Genomic DNA, 18,587 nt, shown 5'->3' on the forward strand with positions numbered 1-18,587 from the left:
CCCCTGCCTCTGATGCTCGCCGCTACTTCTTGCGACGGCGGCCGCCCGCCTTCTGCGCCTTGCGGCGCTCGGCACGGGTCAGCCCGTCGGCCTCGGAGCGGGTGGGCCCGGTGACGCCCTCGTTGACGAAGTCGCCCTCGACGACATTGCCCTCGCCATCCACCTTCGGCGCGCTGAAGTGCATCCGGTCCGGCCGCTGCGGGGCCTCCAGCCCCTTGGCGCGGATCTCGGGACGGGCCACGGCGGCCGCCGGAACCGCGTCCTCCGCGACCTTCTCCAGCGTCGCCTTCTCCTCGACCGGAATCTCCTCGACCTGCTGCTCGACCTGGACCTCCAGGTTGAACAGGTAACCGACGGACTCCTCCTTGATGCCCTCCATCATGGCCGTGAACATGTCGAAGCCCTCCCGCTGGTACTCGACCAGCGGGTCCTTCTGGGCCATCGCGCGCAGGCCGATGCCCTCCTGGAGGTAGTCCATCTCGTAGAGGTGCTCGCGCCACTTGCGGTCCAGGACCGACAGCACCACGCGCCGCTCCAGCTCGCGCATGATCTCCGAGCCGAGCTGCTTCTCACGCTCGTCGTACTGCTCGTGGATGTCGTCCTTGATGGACTCGGCGATGAACTCGGCGGTGAGCCCGGCGCGGTCGCCGGCCGCCTCCTCCAGCTCCTCGATGGTCACCTTGCACGGGTAGAGCTGCTTGAAGGCGCTCCACAGCCGCTCGAGGTCCCACTCCTCGGCGAAGCCCTCGACGGTCTCGGCCTGGACGTACGCGTCGATGGTGTCGTCCATGAAGTGGCGGATCTGCTCGTGCAGATCCTCGCCCTCCAGGACGCGGCGGCGCTCGCCGTAGATGACCTCGCGCTGCCGGTTGAGGACCTCGTCGTACTTCAGGACGTTCTTGCGGGTCTCGAAGTTCTGCTGCTCGACCTGCGACTGCGCGGACGCGATCGCACGCGTGACCATCTTGTTCTCGATCGGCACGTCGTCCGGGACGTTGGCCATCGCCATGACCCGCTCGACCATCTGCGCCTTGAACAGCCGCATCAGGTCGTCGCCCAGCGACAGGTAGAAGCGGGACTCACCCGGGTCGCCCTGACGGCCGGAACGACCGCGCAGCTGGTTGTCGATACGGCGCGACTCGTGCCGCTCGGTGCCCAGGACGTACAGGCCGCCGAGTGCCTTGACCTCGTCGTGCTCGGCCTGGACGGCCGCCTCGGCCTTCTCCAGGGCGGTGGGCAGCGCCGCGGCCCACTCCTCGGCGTGGTTGACGGGGTCGAGCCCGCGCTGCCGCAGCTCCGCCTCGGCCAGGTCGTCCGGGTTGCCGCCGAGCTTGATGTCCGTACCACGGCCGGCCATGTTCGTCGCGACCGTGACGGCGCCCTTGCGGCCCGCCTGGGCGACGATCTGCGCCTCCCGATCGTGCTGCTTCGCGTTCAGCACCTCGTGCGGGATGCCGCGCTTGGCGAGCTGGCCGGAGAGGTACTCGGACTTCTCGACCGAGGTGGTGCCGACCAGCACCGGCTGGCCCTTGGTGTGCTTCTCGACGATGTCCTCGACCACCGCCGCGAACTTCGCCTGCTCGGTGCGGTAGATCAGGTCGGACTTGTCGAGGCGCTGCACCGGGCGGTGCGTCGGGATCGGGACGACGCCGAGCTTGTAGATCTGGTGGAACTCGGCGGCCTCCGTCATGGCCGTACCGGTCATGCCGGAGAGCTTGTCGTAGAGGCGGAAGAAGTTCTGCAGGGTGATCGTGGCGAGAGTCTGGTTCTCGTCCTTGATCTCCACGCCTTCCTTGGCCTCGATGGCCTGGTGCATGCCCTCGTTGTAGCGGCGGCCGGCGAGGATACGGCCGGTGTGCTCGTCGACGATCATGACTTCGCCGTCCATGACGACGTAGTCCTTGTCTCGCTTGAAGAGCTCCTTGGCCTTGATGGCGTTGTTGAGGTAGCCGACGAGCGGGGTGTTCACCGACTCGTAGAGGTTGTCGATGCCGAGCCAGTCCTCGACCTTGGTGACGCCCGACTCATGGATGGCGACCGTGCGCTTCTTCTCGTCGACCTCGTAGTCGCCGGTCTCCTCCAGCCCCTTCTGGGGATTGGCGGGCTCGCCGCGCTTCAGGCGCGTGACCAGCTTGGCGAAGTCGGCGTACCACTTGGTCGCCTGGTCGGCCGGGCCCGAGATGATCAGTGGCGTACGGGCCTCGTCAATGAGGATCGAGTCGACCTCGTCGACGATCGCGAAGTTGTGGCCCCGCTGCACGAGCTCGTCCTTCGACCACGCCATGTTGTCGCGGAGATAGTCGAAGCCGAACTCGTTGTTGGTGCCGTAGGTGATGTCGCAGGCGTACTGCTCGCGGCGCTGCGCCGGGGTCATGTTGGCCAGGATGCAGCCGACCTCGAGGCCGAGGAACTTGTACACCCTGCCCATCCACTCGGAGTCACGCTCGGCGAGGTAGTCGTTCACCGTGATCAGGTGGACGCCCTTGCCGGACAGTGCGTTGAGGTAGGCGGGCAGCGTGCCGACGAGGGTCTTGCCCTCACCGGTGCGCATCTCGGCCACATAGCCCATGTGCAGCGCGGCGCCGCCCATGAGTTGTACATCGTAGTGGCGCTGGCCGAGTACGCGCTTGGCGGCCTCGCGGACGGTCGCGAAGGCCTCGGGCAGCAGGTCGTCCAGGCTCTCCCCGTCCGCGTACCGTGCCTTGTACTCGTCGGTGAGCGCCCTCAGCTCGGCGTCGGAGAGGTTGACGAAGTCCTCTTCGATGGAGTTGACCTGGCCCGCGATGCGGTGCAGCCTGCGCAGGATCTTGCCTTCGCCTGCACGCATGAGCTTGTTGAAGACGGACACGTAGGTTGGTCTCCTTGCCGGTCGGGCCTGGCACTGCGGGGTCCCCCCGGCCGGAGGCTGGGGGAGGGTGCGCGGGCGCGGCTGGGTAGCCCCCGCCGCAACGGCCATCGTAAGTCAGGACGAGCCCCGGTCGGGAGGTCCGTCAGTACGAAGGCGCAGTGTCACCCATTAGAACAACGCACGAGCGCCCCGGAAGGTGCCCGGCGCGCCCAGGGGCGAGGGGCCATACGGGCCGGCGGTGGAACGGCGAAGCGCTGGCGGCGCTGTCAGTGGCGGCCTCTAGGGTGCGGCGCATGACGACTCTGCCGCTGCCCACGGTCGAACTGTCCGCCGACGACGCCCGGCGGATTGCCCTGCGCGCTCAGGGCCTGCTCGGCGCGCCGGACCGCCGCGCCGGTGTGCGGGGGCTGCTGCGCCGGCTCGGGGCCATACAGCTCGACACGATCTCGGTGCTGGCGCGCTCGCACGAGCTGGTGCCGTACTCCCGGCTGGGCGCGGTGGGGCGGTCGGCGGTCGAGGCCGCGTACTGGACCGACAATCACTCCTTCGAATACTGGTCGCACGCTGCGTGCATCCTGCCGATCGAGGAGTGGCCGCACTTCGCCTTCCGGCGCCGGGCGCGTCGGGCGAAGGGCCATCGCTGGCATGTGATGGAGGACTCGGAGCGATCCTGCGCCGAGGTGCGTGACCGGCTGAAGACGGAGGGGCCGCTGACGGCGTCGGAGCTGGGCGGGGCCAAGAACGGCGGGCCCTGGTACGACTGGTCCGAGACGAAGATCGCGGTGGAGTGGCTGCTGGACACCGGTGAGGTGGTGTGCAGCCGGCGGCGCGGCTGGAAGCGCGTGTACGACCTGGCGGAGCGCGCGGTTCCGGACGCGCTGATGCACGACGACATCGACGACCGCGAGTGCATCCGCAGGCTCGTGGGGCAGGCCGGCTCGGCGATGGGAGTGGCCACGCGCGCTGACCTGGCCGACTACCACCGGCTCAAGGGAGAGCAGGTGGACGCGGTGATCGCTGATACGGGGCTGGTGCCGGTGCGGGTGGAGGGCTGGGGGAAACCGGCCTGGGCCGACCCGGCAGCGCTGGAGCGAGAGGCCTCGTCGGCGCGGGAGCGTCACCGGACGACGCTGCTCTCGCCGTTCGACTCGCTGATCTGGGACCGGCCGCGTACGCAGCGTATCTTCGGCTTCACTCACCGGCTGGAGGCCTATGTGCCCAGGCAGAAGCGGGTGCACGGCTACTTCGCGATGCCGCTGCTGGCCAAGGGCAGGCTGGTGGGCCGGGTGGATCCGGCACGGGAGGGGAAGACGCTGGTGGCCCGGCAGGTGTCGCTGGAGGGGCGCAAGACCGTGCGGCCCATGGCCGAGGCGCTGCTGGAGGCGGCCTCATGGGTCGGCTGTGACAGGGTGCGGATCGAGCGGGTCGACCCGCCCGAACTCGCCGGCGAGCTCACGGCCGCCGTGGCCACGTGACTATCTGATCTCAAGGATCTTCTCGCGCATCGCGTAGACCACGGCCTCCATCCGGGAGTGCAGCTGCAGCTTCTCCAGGATGTTGCGCACATGGTTCTTCACCGTGTTCTCGCTGATGAACAGCTCCTTGGCGATGTCCCGGTTGTTCATGCCCGTGGCGACGAGCTTGAGCACCTCCAGCTCGCGGTCGGTCAGCCGTGGAGCGGGCACCAGGCGACGCTCGTCGGTGCGCTGGATCATCGACTTGAACTCGGTGAGGAGCTTGGAGGCCATCGACGGGCTGATCTGGGACTGGCCGTCGGCGACCGCGCGGATGGCGGTGGCCACCTCGTCGGTGGAGATCTCCTTGAGGAGATAGCCGGTGGCCCCCGCCTTGATCGCGTCGTAGAGGTCGGCCTCTTCATCGCTGATCGTCAGCATTATGATCTTGGCGCTGGGGGCGACCTCCTTGATGGAGGTGCAGGCCTCGATCCCGCCGCGCTTGGGCATCCGGACATCCATCAGCACGATGTCGGGCAGCAGGTCAGCTGCCTTGTCCACCGCCTCCGCCCCGTCCCCCGCCTCCCCGACGACCTGGATGTCCTCCTCCTGCGCGAGGACGATCTCCAGCCCGCGGCGGAAGAGTGCATGGTCATCCACCACGAGGACACGGATCGGCTCTTTGCGTGGTCCGCCGTCCGTGTCAGCTCGGATTCCGACGGGTCCCTCGTCCTCCTCCTCGGACACGGGTCCGAAGCTGTCCGCCATCGTTCCTCCCCCTGAAGGCCATGGCCTTGTTTGCGTGCCGGGCCAACCTGGCCACGCGGAGCACTGGTTGGCTGCCTCGCCATGATTTCATGCCCGGGCGGCCGGGAGGTGCTTCCGCAGTCGCACGATGGTGCCCCCGGGGGCGCACGGGCGCCTCCGGGGGCACCGTGACAGTTGCCGTGCGGCGGGCTGTCAGCCCTTGCTGTCAGCCGCCGAGTGCTCCGCCCGCTCCGCTGGGCGCTTCTTCGACCAGCGCATCGGACTTCAGGTGGATAACGCCGTAGTCGTAGCCGTGCCGCCGGTAGACCACGCTCGGCTGGTTGGTCTCGGAGTCGATGAACAGATAGAAGTCGTGCCCGACAAGCTCCATCTCGTACAGGGCCTGGTCGAGGCTCATGGGCGCTGCGGCGTGGGTCTTCTCACGGACCACGAGCGGGCCTTCGCCCCGGACCTCCAGGGGGCCCATGCGGGTGGTCGGCACGCTCTCCTCGGTGCTCTCTTGCAGTTCACCGTTGATGCGGGCGGCAAGCGGCGCGGTGGCAGCTGCGACGCTCGTCGGCGTACGGCTGCCGCCTCGGTGCACACGACGCTTGTCGGCCTGCTTGCGCAGCTGCGCCTCCAGCCGAGTCGTCGCCGCGTCGAGTGCTGCATACGGGTCTGCGGCCGCCGCCTCTGCCCGGATCACCGGTCCACGGGAGCGGAGCGTGATCTCCACTCGGTCGGAGCGGCCGGCCTGCCGGGGGTTGTGTTCCTTGGACACCTCGACGTCAAGGCTGATCACCTTGGCGTCGATCTTCTGGATCTTGTCCAGCTTCAGCTTCTCTGCCACGTGCTTGCGGAAGCGCTCGGGCACCTCTGTCTTGCGGCCCTTGACGACGATGTCCACGCAGAACTCCGTTCCCGGATCTCTCCGCTGCTGGCGCGGAGCACATCCCTCTTGCCCTGGACCGGCGGGTCGCCTTCCTGGCGGGCGGGCCCCGTCCGGCACTGCGTCTGCTGCATCACCACGGATCCGGGGGTCGTCCGGAGCCGCGGCATTTCGACTTTCACCTCCTCCTCCCCAGCTGACAAGATCCCCACCCCACCGACTTCAGAGAAATACCTTGAAGTGCGCCTGTCCGGCATTCGAGGCATAACATGTGCTATTCCTCACAACCGAACATAGCCCGACCGGCCGAGGCTCGGCACCCCCTACCGGCCCGTACCTGAGTTCCGGTCTCTGTCAGCTTGTACTGCCTGCAACGAGCCATGGTTGCCGCCCGGTTCCGGTTCAGGGAAGAAAGCCGAAAGCGGGGCCGCGATCACCGCGGCGCCGGCCACTCCCCCGCCGGCCGCCGCGACCACACGCGAAGCTTCCACCAGCGAGGCCCCTGTTGTCATGAGGTCGTCGACCACAACCACAGGAGCGGCAATCAGCAACCTGCGGCAGCCCGCCGGGGCCGCCAGCGCGCCCGCGAGGTTCCCAAGCCGCTGCGGGGCGGTCAGCCCGGCCTGGTCAGCCACCGCACGCCGCTGTCGCAGCGCCGGGAGCATCCGCGCCGCCCGGCCCGCCCGACGCAGCTCGGCAGCGGCTGCGCGGGCTATGCGCCGCGTCGGGTCGTGGCCACGGGCCGCCACCGCACGCCGCGCCGATGGCACCGGCACCAGCAGCGCGCCACCGGCCGGGCACACCGCCCGGACCGCCCCGGCAAGCGCCACACCCAGCGGGCCGACCAGCCCGAGCGCACCCCGCTCTTTGTGCGCCAGCAGGACGGAGCGCACCTCGTCCGCGTACGGCGCCGCCGCGTACACCCCAGGCAGCCCAGCCGGTGCCGGACTCGGCCGGACCCAGCGCGCCCCTCTCCCGTACAGCGCCGCCCGGCACCGCTCGCACAACGCGCTGGGCGGACGCCCGCAGCCCGCACAGTCCACCGGAAGCACCAGATTGACGATCTCTCTCCACATCCCCCGCATGACTCCACTGTGCAGGGGACCGAGGAGCACCACCAGCCCTGTGGATAACTCCTTCCGCGCCTGGTCAGAGCCCTGGAGCGCGGTGCCGCCTCAGCCCGGATACACCGGCGCCGAGCCGTTCTTGGTCACCAACTTCCAGTTGGCGTCCGGCGGCAGCCGTACGATCCCGTCGTCGGACTCCGCGATCAGCGGTTTGCTCTCGTCCTCCGACGCCGCGACCGCCTTCACCCCGTTGACGCCCGGCAGTGTCGGCGTGTTCGAGGCCGAGCCGTCGGTCTCCATGTACCGCAGCTGCTGCACACCGCCCGACTCCCGGCCGACGACCACCAGCCGGCTGCTCCCCGCCCAGGACGCGGACGTCACATGCTCCAGCTGCGGAGCCACGGACCGCAGATCGTTCACCGACAGCGACGGCTGCTCACCTCCGCCGGCGGTGTGCTCGACGCGCCCCAGCTCCAGGGACGTCCGCCCGCCCCGGTCCACCAGCAACGCGATCCGCACACCGTCCGAAGCGACGCGCAGCCCCTCGATCCGCCCGTCGCCAAGCGAGGGCACCGCGACTTCCTCGGGCTTCCCTGTCCCCCCGCGCAGCCGCAGCAGACGGGGCCGGTCCGGGTCCCGGTCGGCGATCCACAGATTGCCGAGCCCGTCCCAGCTGGGCGGTGTGAGACCGTCCTTCTTGTTCTTCGCCGCACTGTGCAGCTTCTCCTCGGCGCGCCGGGCGCCTGAGCTCATGGGCGTGACGAAGAGCGAGCGTCCGTCCAGCGTCACCCCGGCCGCCACTCGCTCACCGCGGTCCACCCCAGCCGACCCCAGCTGCACCGAGCCGTCCCCGAAGGGCCCCTCCACTCGGCTCGGCTCCTCGCTGCCCTCCGACAGGCTGGCCAGCCGGTGCTGCGCATCGATGAAGTACTGCTGCTCGGCGCGCTTCTTCAGGCCGGCCGGCGCGTAGGCGGCCGCATCGCCCCGGTTCAGCACACACAGCTCGGTGCCGTCCTTACGGGCCAGCTTCACTCTGCTGATCTTCGCGGAGGCCTGGTCCTGCACGGTGAACAGCAGCTGCGCCGCCATCTGGTCGCACTGCTGCGGTCCCACGCGCGCCGCCCGGCCGCTCAGCCGCACCCGCAGCCCGTTCGAGTCGTCCAGGGACAGCGAGTCGTCCAGCAGCTTCGTACCGCTGGGGAACTTCGTCGAGACGACCGGATCCAGCCAGTTGGTGGGCCCCTCCAGCAGTGCCTTCACGGCCGTGGTCACCGGATCTATCCGCCGCCGCAGATACACCGGGTCGGCGACCAGGGCATCCTTCGTGACGTCGGCCCGGTCGTCCCCGCCGGTGTCCGCGAAGTAGTACTTGTTGACCGACCTGTAGATGCGCTCGAAGTCGGACTCGCCGAGGACCAGGCCTGCCGGGGGGACATCGATCCGCCACTCCCCGTGCACCTTGGTCAGATGGACCTGTGCCTGGTACATCGCCTCGTCCGGCTTGTACGCGCGCTTCCGGTCAACCGTGGCGATCTGCTTGCCCGTCAGCACGGCGGTGGCGCTGCTCCCGTCCCGGTCCGCGGCGTTGTTGCTCTCCATCCGCGGATTCGGGCCGTCCGCGAGCACCGTGGTCTGGGAGAACGGCTGCCAGCTCTTGGATGCCGCCTTGGTCAGGTACTGCCGCGCCGTCGTGAAATCCGCCTCGTCACTGGTGGTCGCCTCAAGGAAGCCGCGCACGATGTCGTTCGGCTGCTCCCCCGGCTGCGGTGCCACCCCGAACACCCGCACCTGGGCGTCGGCGTCCGCATGCTGCGAGGCGTCCACCCGGTGCACCTCCCCGCTGTCCGGCATCGACGCGCAGCCCGCGGCGAGCAGCGCCCCGCATCCGAGCAGCACGGACGCCCGCAATGGGCGCCACGGCCGATTGCTGTACCGGTCAGAGCCCACGCGGCTCGCCCTCCCGCTCCGGTGTCCGGTCGTCCAGCTGCCCCGCAGGGCGCGCGTCCCCCTCGCGTACGCCCCCTTCGCGCACGGTCGCTCCGGCCGCTCCGCCCGGCAAGGCCGCCGGGGCGGCAGCCTGCGGTGTCGCCGACCGCGGCTGCCGCGGAACAGCGGCCACCCGGCCCGCCGCCGGGTGCGGCATGCCCGCGTCGTTCAGTCCTCGGTTGCGCCGGGAGTCTTCGGGCTCAAGGGGGATCGGCGAGCCGCGCAGCGGTTCACCCGCCGTACGCGGCAGTGTCAGCCGGAACTGTGAGCCGCCTCCGGGCTCGCCCCACGCCTGCAGCCAGCCGCCGTGCAGCCGCGCGTCCTCGACCGCGATCGACAGGCCGAGGCCTGTGCCCCCGGTGGTGCGCGCGCGTGCCGGGTCCGCCCGCCAGAAGCGGTTGAAGACCCGGGTCGCCTCTCCGGGCTTCAGCCCGACGCCGTAGTCGCGCACCGCCACCGCCACAGCTCCGCCCGCCGCGGCCAGCCGCACCACGAGATCGCGGCCCTCACCGTGCTCCACGGCGTTGACCACGAGGTTGCGCAGCACCCGCTCGATGCGCCGCGCATCCACCTCCGCGATCACCGGCTGCTCGTCGCCGCGTACCAGAATCCGGCTGCCCTTGCGCTCCGCGAGCGGCTCGGCTCCCTCGATCACCCGGTCGACGATGTCACGCAGATCGACCGGGTCGGCCTCGAGGGCGGCCGCGCCCGCATCGAAACGGCTGATCTCCAGCAGATCGGCGAGCAGCGACTCAAAGCGGTCCAGCTGGCCACGCAGCAGCTCCGCGGAGCGGGCGGTCGCCGGGTCGAAGTCCTCGCGGGCCTCGTGGATGACATCCGCAGCCATCCGTACGGTCGTCAGCGGGGTGCGCAGTTCGTGCGACACGTCCGAGACGAACCGCCGCTGCATCCGGGACAGCTCCTCCAGCTGCTGGATCTTGACCTGGAGGTTCTGGGCCATCTTGTTGAAGGACTCGCCCAGCCGCGCGATGTCGTCCTCGCCCGTGACCTTCATCCGCTCTTGGAGCTTGCCGGCGGCCAGCCGTTCGGAGATCCCGGCAGCCATGCGTACGGGGGTGACCACCTGGCGCACGACCAGCCATGCGATGGCACCGAGGAGCACCACCACGAACACTCCGGCGGTCGCGAGCGTCCCCTTCACCAGGCTCAGGGACTTCTCCTCCTGGGTGAACGGAAAGAGGTAGTAGAGCTGGTACGGGTGGCCGTTGATGTCGTTGAGCTGCTTGCCGATGGCCAGCGCCGGCTCTTCCGTGCCGTCCGCGCGCACGATCCTGGTGTGCTGCTCATGGGTGCCCGGCTCCTCGTCGAGGGCCTTGCGCAGCTCCTTCGGGACGCTCTTCTCGGGCTGCACATCACCCGACGCACGCGGGGCGCGGGTGCCTCGGCTGTCATCCACAAACGGCTGATTGGTGTCGGAGCCGAGCGCAACAACCGAGTAGACGCCCTGCCCGCCACTGGCGAGCTGCTGCACCAGGTCCGTCAGCCACACTCCGGAATTCACCGGTCCGCGGCTGGCTGCCGGAGCGCCGTTCTGTCCCCGGGCGTCAGAGTCGGCCGCGTCCTGGGCAACATTGAAGCCGCCGATCGCCTGGCTCTGCGCAGCGCCCTGCTTGGCGTCCTGCAGGCCGTTGCGGACCTGTCCGATGACCACGAGACCGAGCAGCAGCACCACGGCAAGCGACATCAGCAGGGTGGTGGCGACGACCCGCAGCTGGATGTTGCGCCGCCACAGCCGTACGGCGGGCAGCAGCGGGCGGCGGACCCAGCGCATAAGAAGCCGCAGCACCGGGTGGACGGGGCCGCCGGGGGCCCCGTCCTGGAGCAGATGTCCGCCCTGCCAGAACCGTTCGAACAAAGAGATCCTGCCTACCGGGTCGACGGGCCGCCCCTCGCGCGCGCCCTCAGTAGGGCGCCCTCCCGCGCCCCTGGGCGCGGGAGCAGCACCGTTCCCCCACACGTCAGCTTGGTCCGGCCTTGTAGCCCACACCACGCACGGTCACGACGATCTCCGGGCGCTCCGGGTCCTTCTCGACCTTGGAGCGCAGCCGCTGCACGTGGACGTTCACCAGCCGCGTGTCGGCGGCGTGGCGGTACCCCCACACCTGCTCCAGCAGCACCTCGCGGGTGAACACCTGCCACGGCTTGCGGGCCAGCGCGACCAGCAGGTCGAACTCCAGCGGGGTCAGCGCGATCGACTGCCCGTCGCGCTTCACCGAGTGCCCCGCCACGTCGATCACCAGGTCGCCGATGGCGAGCTGCTCCGGCGCGGGCTCCTCGGAGCGCCGCAGCCGCGCCCGGATCCGGGCGACCAGTTCCTTCGGTTTGAACGGCTTGACGATGTAGTCGTCCGCGCCGGACTCCAGGCCGACCACCACATCGACCGTGTCGCTCTTCGCGGTCAGCATGACGATCGGCACGCCGGACTCGGCGCGGATCAGTCGGCACACCTCGATGCCGTCCCGCCCCGGCAGCATCAGATCGAGGAGCACCAGGTCCGGCTTGGTCTCGCGGAAGGCGGCAAGAGCCTTGTCTCCGTCGGACACGAACGACGGGTCAAAGCCTTCGCCGCGCAGCACGATGCCCAGCATCTCTGCAAGTGCGGTGTCGTCGTCGACGACGAGGACGCGTCCCTTCATAATCGACATCATCCCATTAGCTAATCGTTACCTGGGGTGACCTGGCGCACAGCTCGGCGAGCCCCTCTTGCGTCACGGGCGAAACCACCCCGCACTCGGTGACGATTGCGGTGACCAACTCCGGTGGTGTGACATCAAATGCGGGGTTATAGGCCTGCGTCCCCAGCGGTGCCACCGGTATCCCGGCGCCCGGCTCCACTCCGGCCGCCGGAGCGCTCGGCGCTGTGATCTCTGTCACTTCATGCCCCGGCCGCTGCTCCACCTCGATCGACGCTCCGGACGGCGTCCGCAGGTCGACCGTGGTCGTCGGGGCGACCACGATGAACGGCACATGGTGGTAGCGCGCGAGGACCGCGAGCGGATAGCTGCCCACCTTGTTCGCCACCGAGCCGTCCGCCGCTATACGGTCCGCGCCGATCAGCACCGCGTCGACCTCTCCCTCCGCGAAGAGCGAGCCCGCCGCGTTGTCGGTCAGCAGCGTGTACGCCATACCGCTGCGCGCCGCCTCGTACGCGGTCAGCCGCGCTCCCTGCAGCAGCGGACGTGTCTCATCCACCCACAGTCGCCTCAGCTGCCCCGCCCGGTGCACGGCCCGCACCACCGCGAGCGCCGTACCGTCGCCGCCCGACACCAGCGTCCCGGTGTTGCAGTGGGTGAGGATGCGCTGGCCGCCGCCAGGCAGCAGCCCTTGGAGCAGCGCGAGTCCGTGGTCTGCCATCCGGGCGCTGGCCTCGGCGTCCTCGCCGTGGAGCGCGCGGGCCTCGGCGAGCGCGACGGCAGCGGCTGCGTCGTGATCGCCGTCCTCTTCCAGCGCACGGCGGTAGGCCCCCACCGCCCGCCGCACCCCGTACGCGAGGTTGACGGCTGTGGGACGGGCATGGGCGAGGAGCTCGGCCGCCTGCTCCACGTCGTACCCGCGGGCCGCGGCGAGCGCGACACCGTACGCGCCCGCGATGCCCAGCAGCGGCGCACCGCGCACGGCAAGCGTCTGTATCGCCTGCACCAGGGCCGGCACATCGGTGCAGACCAACTCGACCTCCTCAGCGGGCAGCCGGGTCTGGTCCAGGAGCACCACTACGGGCCCCTCCGGCGGCTCGTCCCAGCGCAGCGAGGGAACGGACGGTGGTGGGGAAACGGGAGCGACTACGGGGGAAACCGCGTCCTGATCAGCCATTGGCCCAGTCTGCCCCCTGGGGCATGCCTATTTGAAGGTGTGCCTGGGGCACGGGCCCAGGTACGGTCGCCGATACGTCGTGGCACGATGTCAGCCAACCGGCCGTCGCTGTGCTTTCCCAGTGGTTGCCCCCTGCCAGCCAAGCCCAGTCGAGTCCGCGGGCGGGCAGCGTGAAGGAGCGATGATGAATGACACTCCGGGCTGGGCTTCGCCCGGATCCTCCCCCTCCGATGAGTCGGGGGACGGCGTCCCCGAATCTCAGGGGCGACCAGGACAGTCCGCATCCGACGACCACCCAGCTCCACCGGTGAACTGGTCCAAGCAGCAGCCGCCCGCGGGCCAATGGGCCGCACCCGCCGACGACGGCCCCACCCCGCAGCCCGGCTCCGGCTGGGGCGGGCGACCGGGCGGCTGGGGCTCGGGCTGGGTTCAGCCGCCGGCAGCGGCCAAGCCCGGGATCATCCCGCTCCGGCCTCTTGGCGTCGGCGAGATTCTCGACGGCGCGGTGTCCACGATGCGCGCGCACTGGCGCACGGTGCTCGGCATTTCCCTGGCCGTCGCCGTGTTCACCCAGACCGTGGCCACGATCACCACGGGTATCTGGTTCCGCAACGCCACGAGCATGCAGGCCCTGGAGAACAACCCGCAGCCGACCCCCTCCCAGACCTTGGACGCGGTCAGCGGCACCCTCAGCAGCTCGGGAGTGACAGCGCTGATCGGCATGCTCGGCACGATCGTGGCGACCGCCATGCTCACCATCGTTGTCAGCCGAGCCGTCCTCGGGACCTCCGTGTCCGTCGGCGAGGCCTGGCGTGCCTCCCGCCCACAGCTGCTGCGACTGTTCGGTCTGCTCTTTCTGCTGCCGCTGCTGATCGTCACTGTCGCCGCAGCGGGCCTGACACCGGGGCTGATCTTGGCTGCCGCCGGGCAGTCGGTCGGCGGGGCCGTACTGGCACTTCTCGGGGGCACGGCAGCGGTGGTCGCAGCCACCTGGCTGTGGATCCGCTACAGCCTGGCCGCACCCGCGCTGATGCTCGAGAAGCAGGGCGTCATCGCGTCGATGCGGCGCTCGGCGAAGCTCGTACGGGGCGCCTGGTGGCGGATCTTCGGAATCCAGCTCCTCACCCTGCTTCTGATCTTCTTCGTCTCGGCCGTCATCGAGACCCCCACCAGCATCGCCGCCATGATCGTCGGTGGGGAGAACGCGATGGACTGGCTCTCCGGCCAAGCCACCAGCACGAGTTGGTCGTTTCTGATCATCATCGGCGTCGGCGCGGTGATCAGCGCCACCATCACTTTCCCCATCAGCGCCGGTGTCACCGCCCTGCTGTACATGGACCAGCGGATCCGCCGCGAGGCCTTGGACTTGGAGCTGGCCCGCGCCGCGGGCATCAACGGCTACGAGCAGCAGCCGTCCGGCCCGGGACAGCACCACGACACGACGCCCGGGAGCTGATGCGGTGATCTCGACGGGGGGCATGACCATGGCAGCGCACCTCTTGGTGGGCGGTGCCGGCGATCCGCCGGTGGAGATCCGGCGCCTGCCCGCCCGGGAGGCAGCAGAGCGCGAACTGTCCAAGCGGATGTACGAGGAGAACGAGCCGGGTCTTTTCCGCCGTGCCCTGGACTGGTTCTGGCACTGGTTGAGCGACCTCTTCAGCGCTGCCGCCAAAGCATCACCCGGCGGCACGCTTGGTCTCGTTGTCGTCGCCGTCCTGGTCGTGTTTCTCGTCGTCGCCCTGAGGCTGCGGCTCGGCGCCCTGCGCCGCACCCCCACCACCGCCGGCAGTCTCTTCAACGACAAGCCCCGCAGCGCGGCAGAACACCGCTCGGCCGCCGAACGCCACGCCGCCGACCAACAGTGGGACCAGGCCGTGCAGCAACGGATGCGAGCACTGGTCCGCTCCCTGGAGGAACGCGCGCTGCTCGACCCCCGCCCGGGGCGCACCGCGGACGAGGCCGCCGCCGAGGCCGGCACATCACTCCCAGACCATGCCGACCGACTGATCGCCGCGGCCCGCGACTTCGACGACATCACGTACGGCGGCCGACGCGCCACGGCTGAGATGTACGCGCGTCTGCGCGACCTCGACCAGGACGTGGACCGAAGCAAACCCCAGTTGAGTGCCCTGACCGGCGGAGGCGCCGGATGACCGAGGTCTCCAGCACCCCTACCTCGACCTCCCCCACCGCGCGGCAGGTATGGACCCGCTCCCGTGGTCTGTTGGTCGCCCTGGTCGTGCTGATCGTCGCCGGAGTGGTCATCGCGGCCGTACGCTCCGGCGAGCAGCGCGGCCGCCTGGATCCTCGCTCCGCGGACCGGTTCGGCAGCCGTGCCGTCGCCCAATTGCTCGCCGACCGTGGTGTTTCGATTCGCGTCGTCACCACCACCGACGAAGCGGCATCCGCCACGGGTCCGGACACCACCCTGCTCGTGACCGATCCCGACCGACTGACCCACCGGCAGCAGAAGACGTTGCGTACAGGCTTGGTGGATGCCGGTGGTCGCCTCGTTCTCCTCGCGCCAAGCGATGCATCGGTCGGTTCGCTGGCTCCCGGCGTACGGGCCTCTGCCCCGATCCCGGTGGCGCCCCGGCCCCCGGACTGCACCTTCGCCACCGCCGAGCGCGCCGGTGACGCCGAACTCGGCGGCGTCCGCTACCGGTCCACGGTGCGCGGTGCGGATGCCTGCTACCTCGGCCAAGGCTTGCCGACCTTGCTGCGGCTGCCCGGTGCAGGCGCGGCCGACACGGTCCTCCTCGGCGCTCCGGACCTCCTCTACAACGATCGCCTGGACGAACGGGGCAATGCCTCGCTCGCTCTCCAACTCCTGGGTTCCCACCGGCATCTCGTCTGGTACCTCCCCTCCCTCTCGGACTCTGCGGCCGCCGACGGTGGCAAACGCACCTTCTTGGACCTGATCCCCGCGGGCTGGAACTGGGCCCTGCTCCAACTCGGCGTCGCCGCTGTCCTCGCGGCCCTGTGGCGAGCCCGCAGACTCGGCCCGCTCGTCATGGAACGGCTGCCCGTCACCGTTCGCGCCTCGGAAGCGACCGAGGGCCGGGCCCGCCTCTACCGGCAGGCCAATGCCCGCGGCCGAGCCGCTCAGGTGCTGCGCTCGGCAGCCCGTATGCGTCTCGCCCCGCTCGTGGGCGTGTCCGCTGCCCATGCCCACAGCCCGGGAGCACTGTGCCCCGCGGTCGCCGCCCATCTGCCCCCAGCAGCCCCCGACATCCAGGACCTGCTCTTCGGCCCCGACCCGACTGACGACTCCGCCCTGGTCCGGTTGGCTGACGACCTCGACGACCTCGAACGCCGCATCAGCTCCACCAGCGCATCACACCCGACGACTGCACGCCCCTCCGCTGACGTCCCATCACAACTGATCGAAAGGGACCGCACCTCGTGAGCGCCCCCACCGCCGACAGCGCCCGCGCCTCTCTCGAGGCCCTGAGAACCGAGATCGCCAAGGCCGTGGTGGGCCAGGACCCGGCCGTCACCGGTCTGGTCGTCGCGCTTCTGTGCCGCGGCCACGTCCTGCTGGAAGGTGTCCCCGGAGTCGCCAAGACGCTTCTCGTTCGAGCTCTGGCGGCCTCACTCCAACTCGACGCCAAGCGCGTCCAGTTCACCTCCGATCTCATGCCCAGCGACGTCACGGGATCTCTCGTCTATGACGCCCGCACGGCCGAGTTCTCCTTCCTGCCCGGTCCGGTCTTCACAAACCTGCTTCTCGCCGACGAGATCAACCGCACTCCTCCCAAGACGCAAGCTTCGCTCCTCGAAGCCATGGAGGAGCGTCAGGTCTCGGTCGACGGCACGCCTCGTCCGCTGCCCGAGCCCTTCCTCGTCGCCGCAACGCAGAACCCGGTGGAGTACGAGGGCACCTATCCCCTCCCCGAAGCCCAGCTCGATCGCTTCCTGTTGAAGTTGACCGTCCCGCTCCCGTCCCGCCAGGAGGAGATCGACGTACTCACCCGTCATGCGGATGGGTTCAACCCGAGCGATCTGGAGGCCGCCGGCATCCGGGCCGTAGCCGGTCCCGCCGAGCTTGCCTCAGCGCGGGCCGCCGTCGCCAAGACGACCGTGTCGCCGGAAATCGCTGCCTATGTGGTCGATATCTGCCGTGCCACTCGTGAATCCCCCTCGCTCTCCTTGGGCGCGTCCCCTCGTGGAGCCACCGCGCTGCTCGCCACCTCGCGAGCCTGGGCCTGGCTCACCGGCCGCGACTACGTCATCCCCGACGACGTGAAGGCACTGGCCCTGCCCACGCTGCGCCACCGCATCCAACTCCGCCCGGAAGCAGAGATGGAGGGTGTCACCGCCGATTCCGTCATCAAGGCCGTCCTCGCCAATGTCCCTGTCCCCCGTTGAGGCGGCGAGCAAAGACCCATGGCCCTCACCGGACGCACCGCCCTGATCGCCGCTCTCGGCGCTCTTCTCACCGGTCTCCTGCTCCCCGACTGGACCGGCATCTTTGCCGTCAACTTGCCCCTCGCAGTAGCAATTTTGTGCGACCTCGCCTTCGCCGCGCCAGTGCGGAAGCTTCATTTCACCCGATCCGGTGAAACGTCAGTTCGACTCGGAGAGCAGGCACACGTCCACCTCTCGATCAGCAATCCGTCGACTCGCCCACTGCGCGCCGACATCCGGGACGCCTGGCCTCCCAGCAGCTGGCCACCTGGCACGGAAGTGGCCGCCTCCCGGCATCGGGTGACGATCCCCCAGGCCGAACGGCGCCGCCTCACCACCACACTGCGTCCAACCCGGCGCGGCGACCGCCGATCCCATCGCGTCACTGTCCGCTCTTACGGCCCGCTCGGTCTGGCCGCCCGGCAGGGCCACCACGAGGTCCCCTGGACCGTCCGCGTCCTGCCTCCATTCACCAGCCGCAGACACCTCCCGTCCAAGCTAGCCCGGCTGCGCGAACTCGACGGCCGCACCAGCCTCCTGACGCGTGGTGAGGGCACCGAGTTCGACAGTCTCCGCGAATACATCCCGGGCGACGACACACGCTCTATCGACTGGCGCGCGACCGCCCGCCAGTCAACCGTTGCCGTACGCACCTGGCGTCCCGAGCGCGACCGACGCATCCTGCTCGTTCTCGACACGGGCCGCACGTCCGCTGGACGAGTCGGCGATGCCCCTCGTCTCGACGCGGCCATGGACGCCGCACTACTGCTGGCCGCCCTGGCCAGCCGTGCCGGCGACCGCGTAGATCTTCTTGCGTACGACAGGCGCGTCCGATCCTCCGTCCAGGGCCACGCCGCCGGAGATCTGCTTCCGGCCATCGTCAATGCCCTGGCGACACTCGAGCCCGAGCTGGTTGAGACCGATGCCCGCGGCCTGGCGGCCACGGCTCTTCGCAGGGCGCCGCGCCGCTCCCTGATCGTGCTGCTCACCAGCCTCGATGCCGCCCCGGTCGAGGAGGGCCTGCTCCCCGTCCTCGCCCGGCTCACGCACCGGCACACGGTCCTTCTCGCATCGGTGGCCGACCCGCGAGTCGAGGAGATGACGGCAACGCGGGGCTCTCTCAATGGCGTCTATGAGGCCGCGGCCGGTGCCCAGGCGCAAGCTGATCGTCGTCGGACGGCCGAGCGCCTCATGCGTCACGGAGTGACAGTCGTGGACGCAACACCGGATGACCTCCCCCCTGCGCTCGCGGATGCCTACCTGGCGCTCAAAGCTGCGGGGCGTCTCTGATGCCGGATACATTCGTCGAGAATTCGTCGAGAGACCTGCCGGAAGGGGAGGGGTCGTAGAACACG

14 protein-coding genes are annotated in these 18,587 nt (G+C 69.7%); 6 read left to right on the forward strand and 8 right to left on the reverse strand.

Annotated elements, in window-relative coordinates; all coding sequences use genetic code 11:
* Positions 1-22: 22 nt before the first annotated feature.
* Positions 23-2,848 (reverse strand): preprotein translocase subunit SecA, encoded by a 2,826-nt coding sequence (gene secA / locus ACY34J_RS18735; RefSeq protein WP_462727615.1) that lies wholly within the window; start codon positions 2,846-2,848, stop codon positions 23-25.
* Between the two features lie 293 nt (positions 2,849-3,141).
* Here secA and ACY34J_RS18740 point away from each other — a divergent pair, with 293 nt between their 5' ends.
* Positions 3,142-4,323 (forward strand): winged helix-turn-helix domain-containing protein, encoded by a 1,182-nt coding sequence (locus tag ACY34J_RS18740; protein ID WP_462727616.1) that lies wholly within the window; start codon positions 3,142-3,144, stop codon positions 4,321-4,323.
* Here ACY34J_RS18740 and ACY34J_RS18745 read toward each other — a convergent pair whose 3' ends face one another.
* The 7 genes from ACY34J_RS18745 to mtnA form a co-directional block, all read right to left on the reverse strand.
* Positions 4,324-5,070: a response regulator gene (locus tag ACY34J_RS18745; protein ID WP_462727617.1), complete on the reverse strand. Its 747-nt coding sequence runs from the start codon at positions 5,068-5,070 to the stop codon at positions 4,324-4,326.
* A gap of 205 nt (positions 5,071-5,275) precedes the next feature.
* Entirely contained in the window at positions 5,276-5,956 is a 681-nt protein-coding gene (gene hpf / locus ACY34J_RS18750) for a ribosome hibernation-promoting factor, HPF/YfiA family (protein ID WP_462727618.1), read from the reverse strand.
* A gap of 305 nt (positions 5,957-6,261) precedes the next feature.
* A complete protein-coding gene (locus ACY34J_RS18755; RefSeq protein WP_462727619.1) occupies positions 6,262-6,861 on the reverse strand; it encodes a ComF family protein in 600 nt (199 codons plus the stop codon).
* A gap of 252 nt (positions 6,862-7,113) precedes the next feature.
* The gene (locus ACY34J_RS18760) at positions 7,114-8,952 is read right to left on the reverse strand and encodes an LpqB family beta-propeller domain-containing protein (RefSeq protein WP_462727620.1); all 1,839 of its coding nucleotides are present in this window, start codon (positions 8,950-8,952) and stop codon (positions 7,114-7,116) included.
* Positions 8,942-10,969: an MtrAB system histidine kinase MtrB gene (gene mtrB / locus ACY34J_RS18765; RefSeq protein WP_462727621.1), complete on the reverse strand. Its 2,028-nt coding sequence runs from the start codon at positions 10,967-10,969 to the stop codon at positions 8,942-8,944. The genes ACY34J_RS18760 and mtrB overlap by 11 nt, the downstream gene beginning before the upstream one ends.
* Before the next feature lies 1 nt (position 10,970).
* Positions 10,971-11,660, reverse strand: coding sequence for a two-component system response regulator MtrA (mtrA, locus tag ACY34J_RS18770; RefSeq protein WP_462727622.1), 690 nt, complete (start codon positions 11,658-11,660; stop codon positions 10,971-10,973).
* A 4-nt stretch (positions 11,661-11,664) separates the two neighbouring features.
* Positions 11,665-12,822, reverse strand: coding sequence for an S-methyl-5-thioribose-1-phosphate isomerase (gene mtnA, locus ACY34J_RS18775; RefSeq protein ID WP_462727623.1), 1,158 nt, complete (start codon positions 12,820-12,822; stop codon positions 11,665-11,667).
* A 307-nt stretch (positions 12,823-13,129) separates the two neighbouring features.
* On the opposite strand from mtnA, the gene ACY34J_RS18780 reads away from it, so the two are divergent.
* From ACY34J_RS18780 to ACY34J_RS18800, 5 genes are read left to right on the forward strand one after another with little or no spacing between them, the layout of a single operon-like run.
* The gene (locus ACY34J_RS18780) at positions 13,130-14,278 is read left to right on the forward strand and encodes a DUF7544 domain-containing protein (protein ID WP_462727624.1); all 1,149 of its coding nucleotides are present in this window, start codon (positions 13,130-13,132) and stop codon (positions 14,276-14,278) included.
* A gap of 28 nt (positions 14,279-14,306) precedes the next feature.
* Positions 14,307-14,975, forward strand: coding sequence for a DUF4129 domain-containing protein (locus ACY34J_RS18785; protein ID WP_462727625.1), 669 nt, complete (start codon positions 14,307-14,309; stop codon positions 14,973-14,975).
* Positions 14,972-16,231: a DUF4350 domain-containing protein gene (locus ACY34J_RS18790; protein ID WP_462727626.1), complete on the forward strand. Its 1,260-nt coding sequence runs from the start codon at positions 14,972-14,974 to the stop codon at positions 16,229-16,231. Before ACY34J_RS18785 ends, ACY34J_RS18790 begins: the two co-directional genes overlap by 4 nt.
* The gene (locus ACY34J_RS18795; RefSeq protein ID WP_462727627.1) at positions 16,228-17,193 is read left to right on the forward strand and encodes an AAA family ATPase; all 966 of its coding nucleotides are present in this window, start codon (positions 16,228-16,230) and stop codon (positions 17,191-17,193) included. The genes ACY34J_RS18790 and ACY34J_RS18795 overlap by 4 nt, the downstream gene beginning before the upstream one ends.
* Positions 17,194-17,211: 18 nt before the next feature.
* The gene (locus ACY34J_RS18800) at positions 17,212-18,522 is read left to right on the forward strand and encodes a DUF58 domain-containing protein (RefSeq protein ID WP_462727628.1); all 1,311 of its coding nucleotides are present in this window, start codon (positions 17,212-17,214) and stop codon (positions 18,520-18,522) included.
* The last annotated feature ends 65 nt before the right edge of the window (positions 18,523-18,587 follow it).

The organism is Streptomyces sp. HSS9-12 (genome assembly GCF_054963655.1).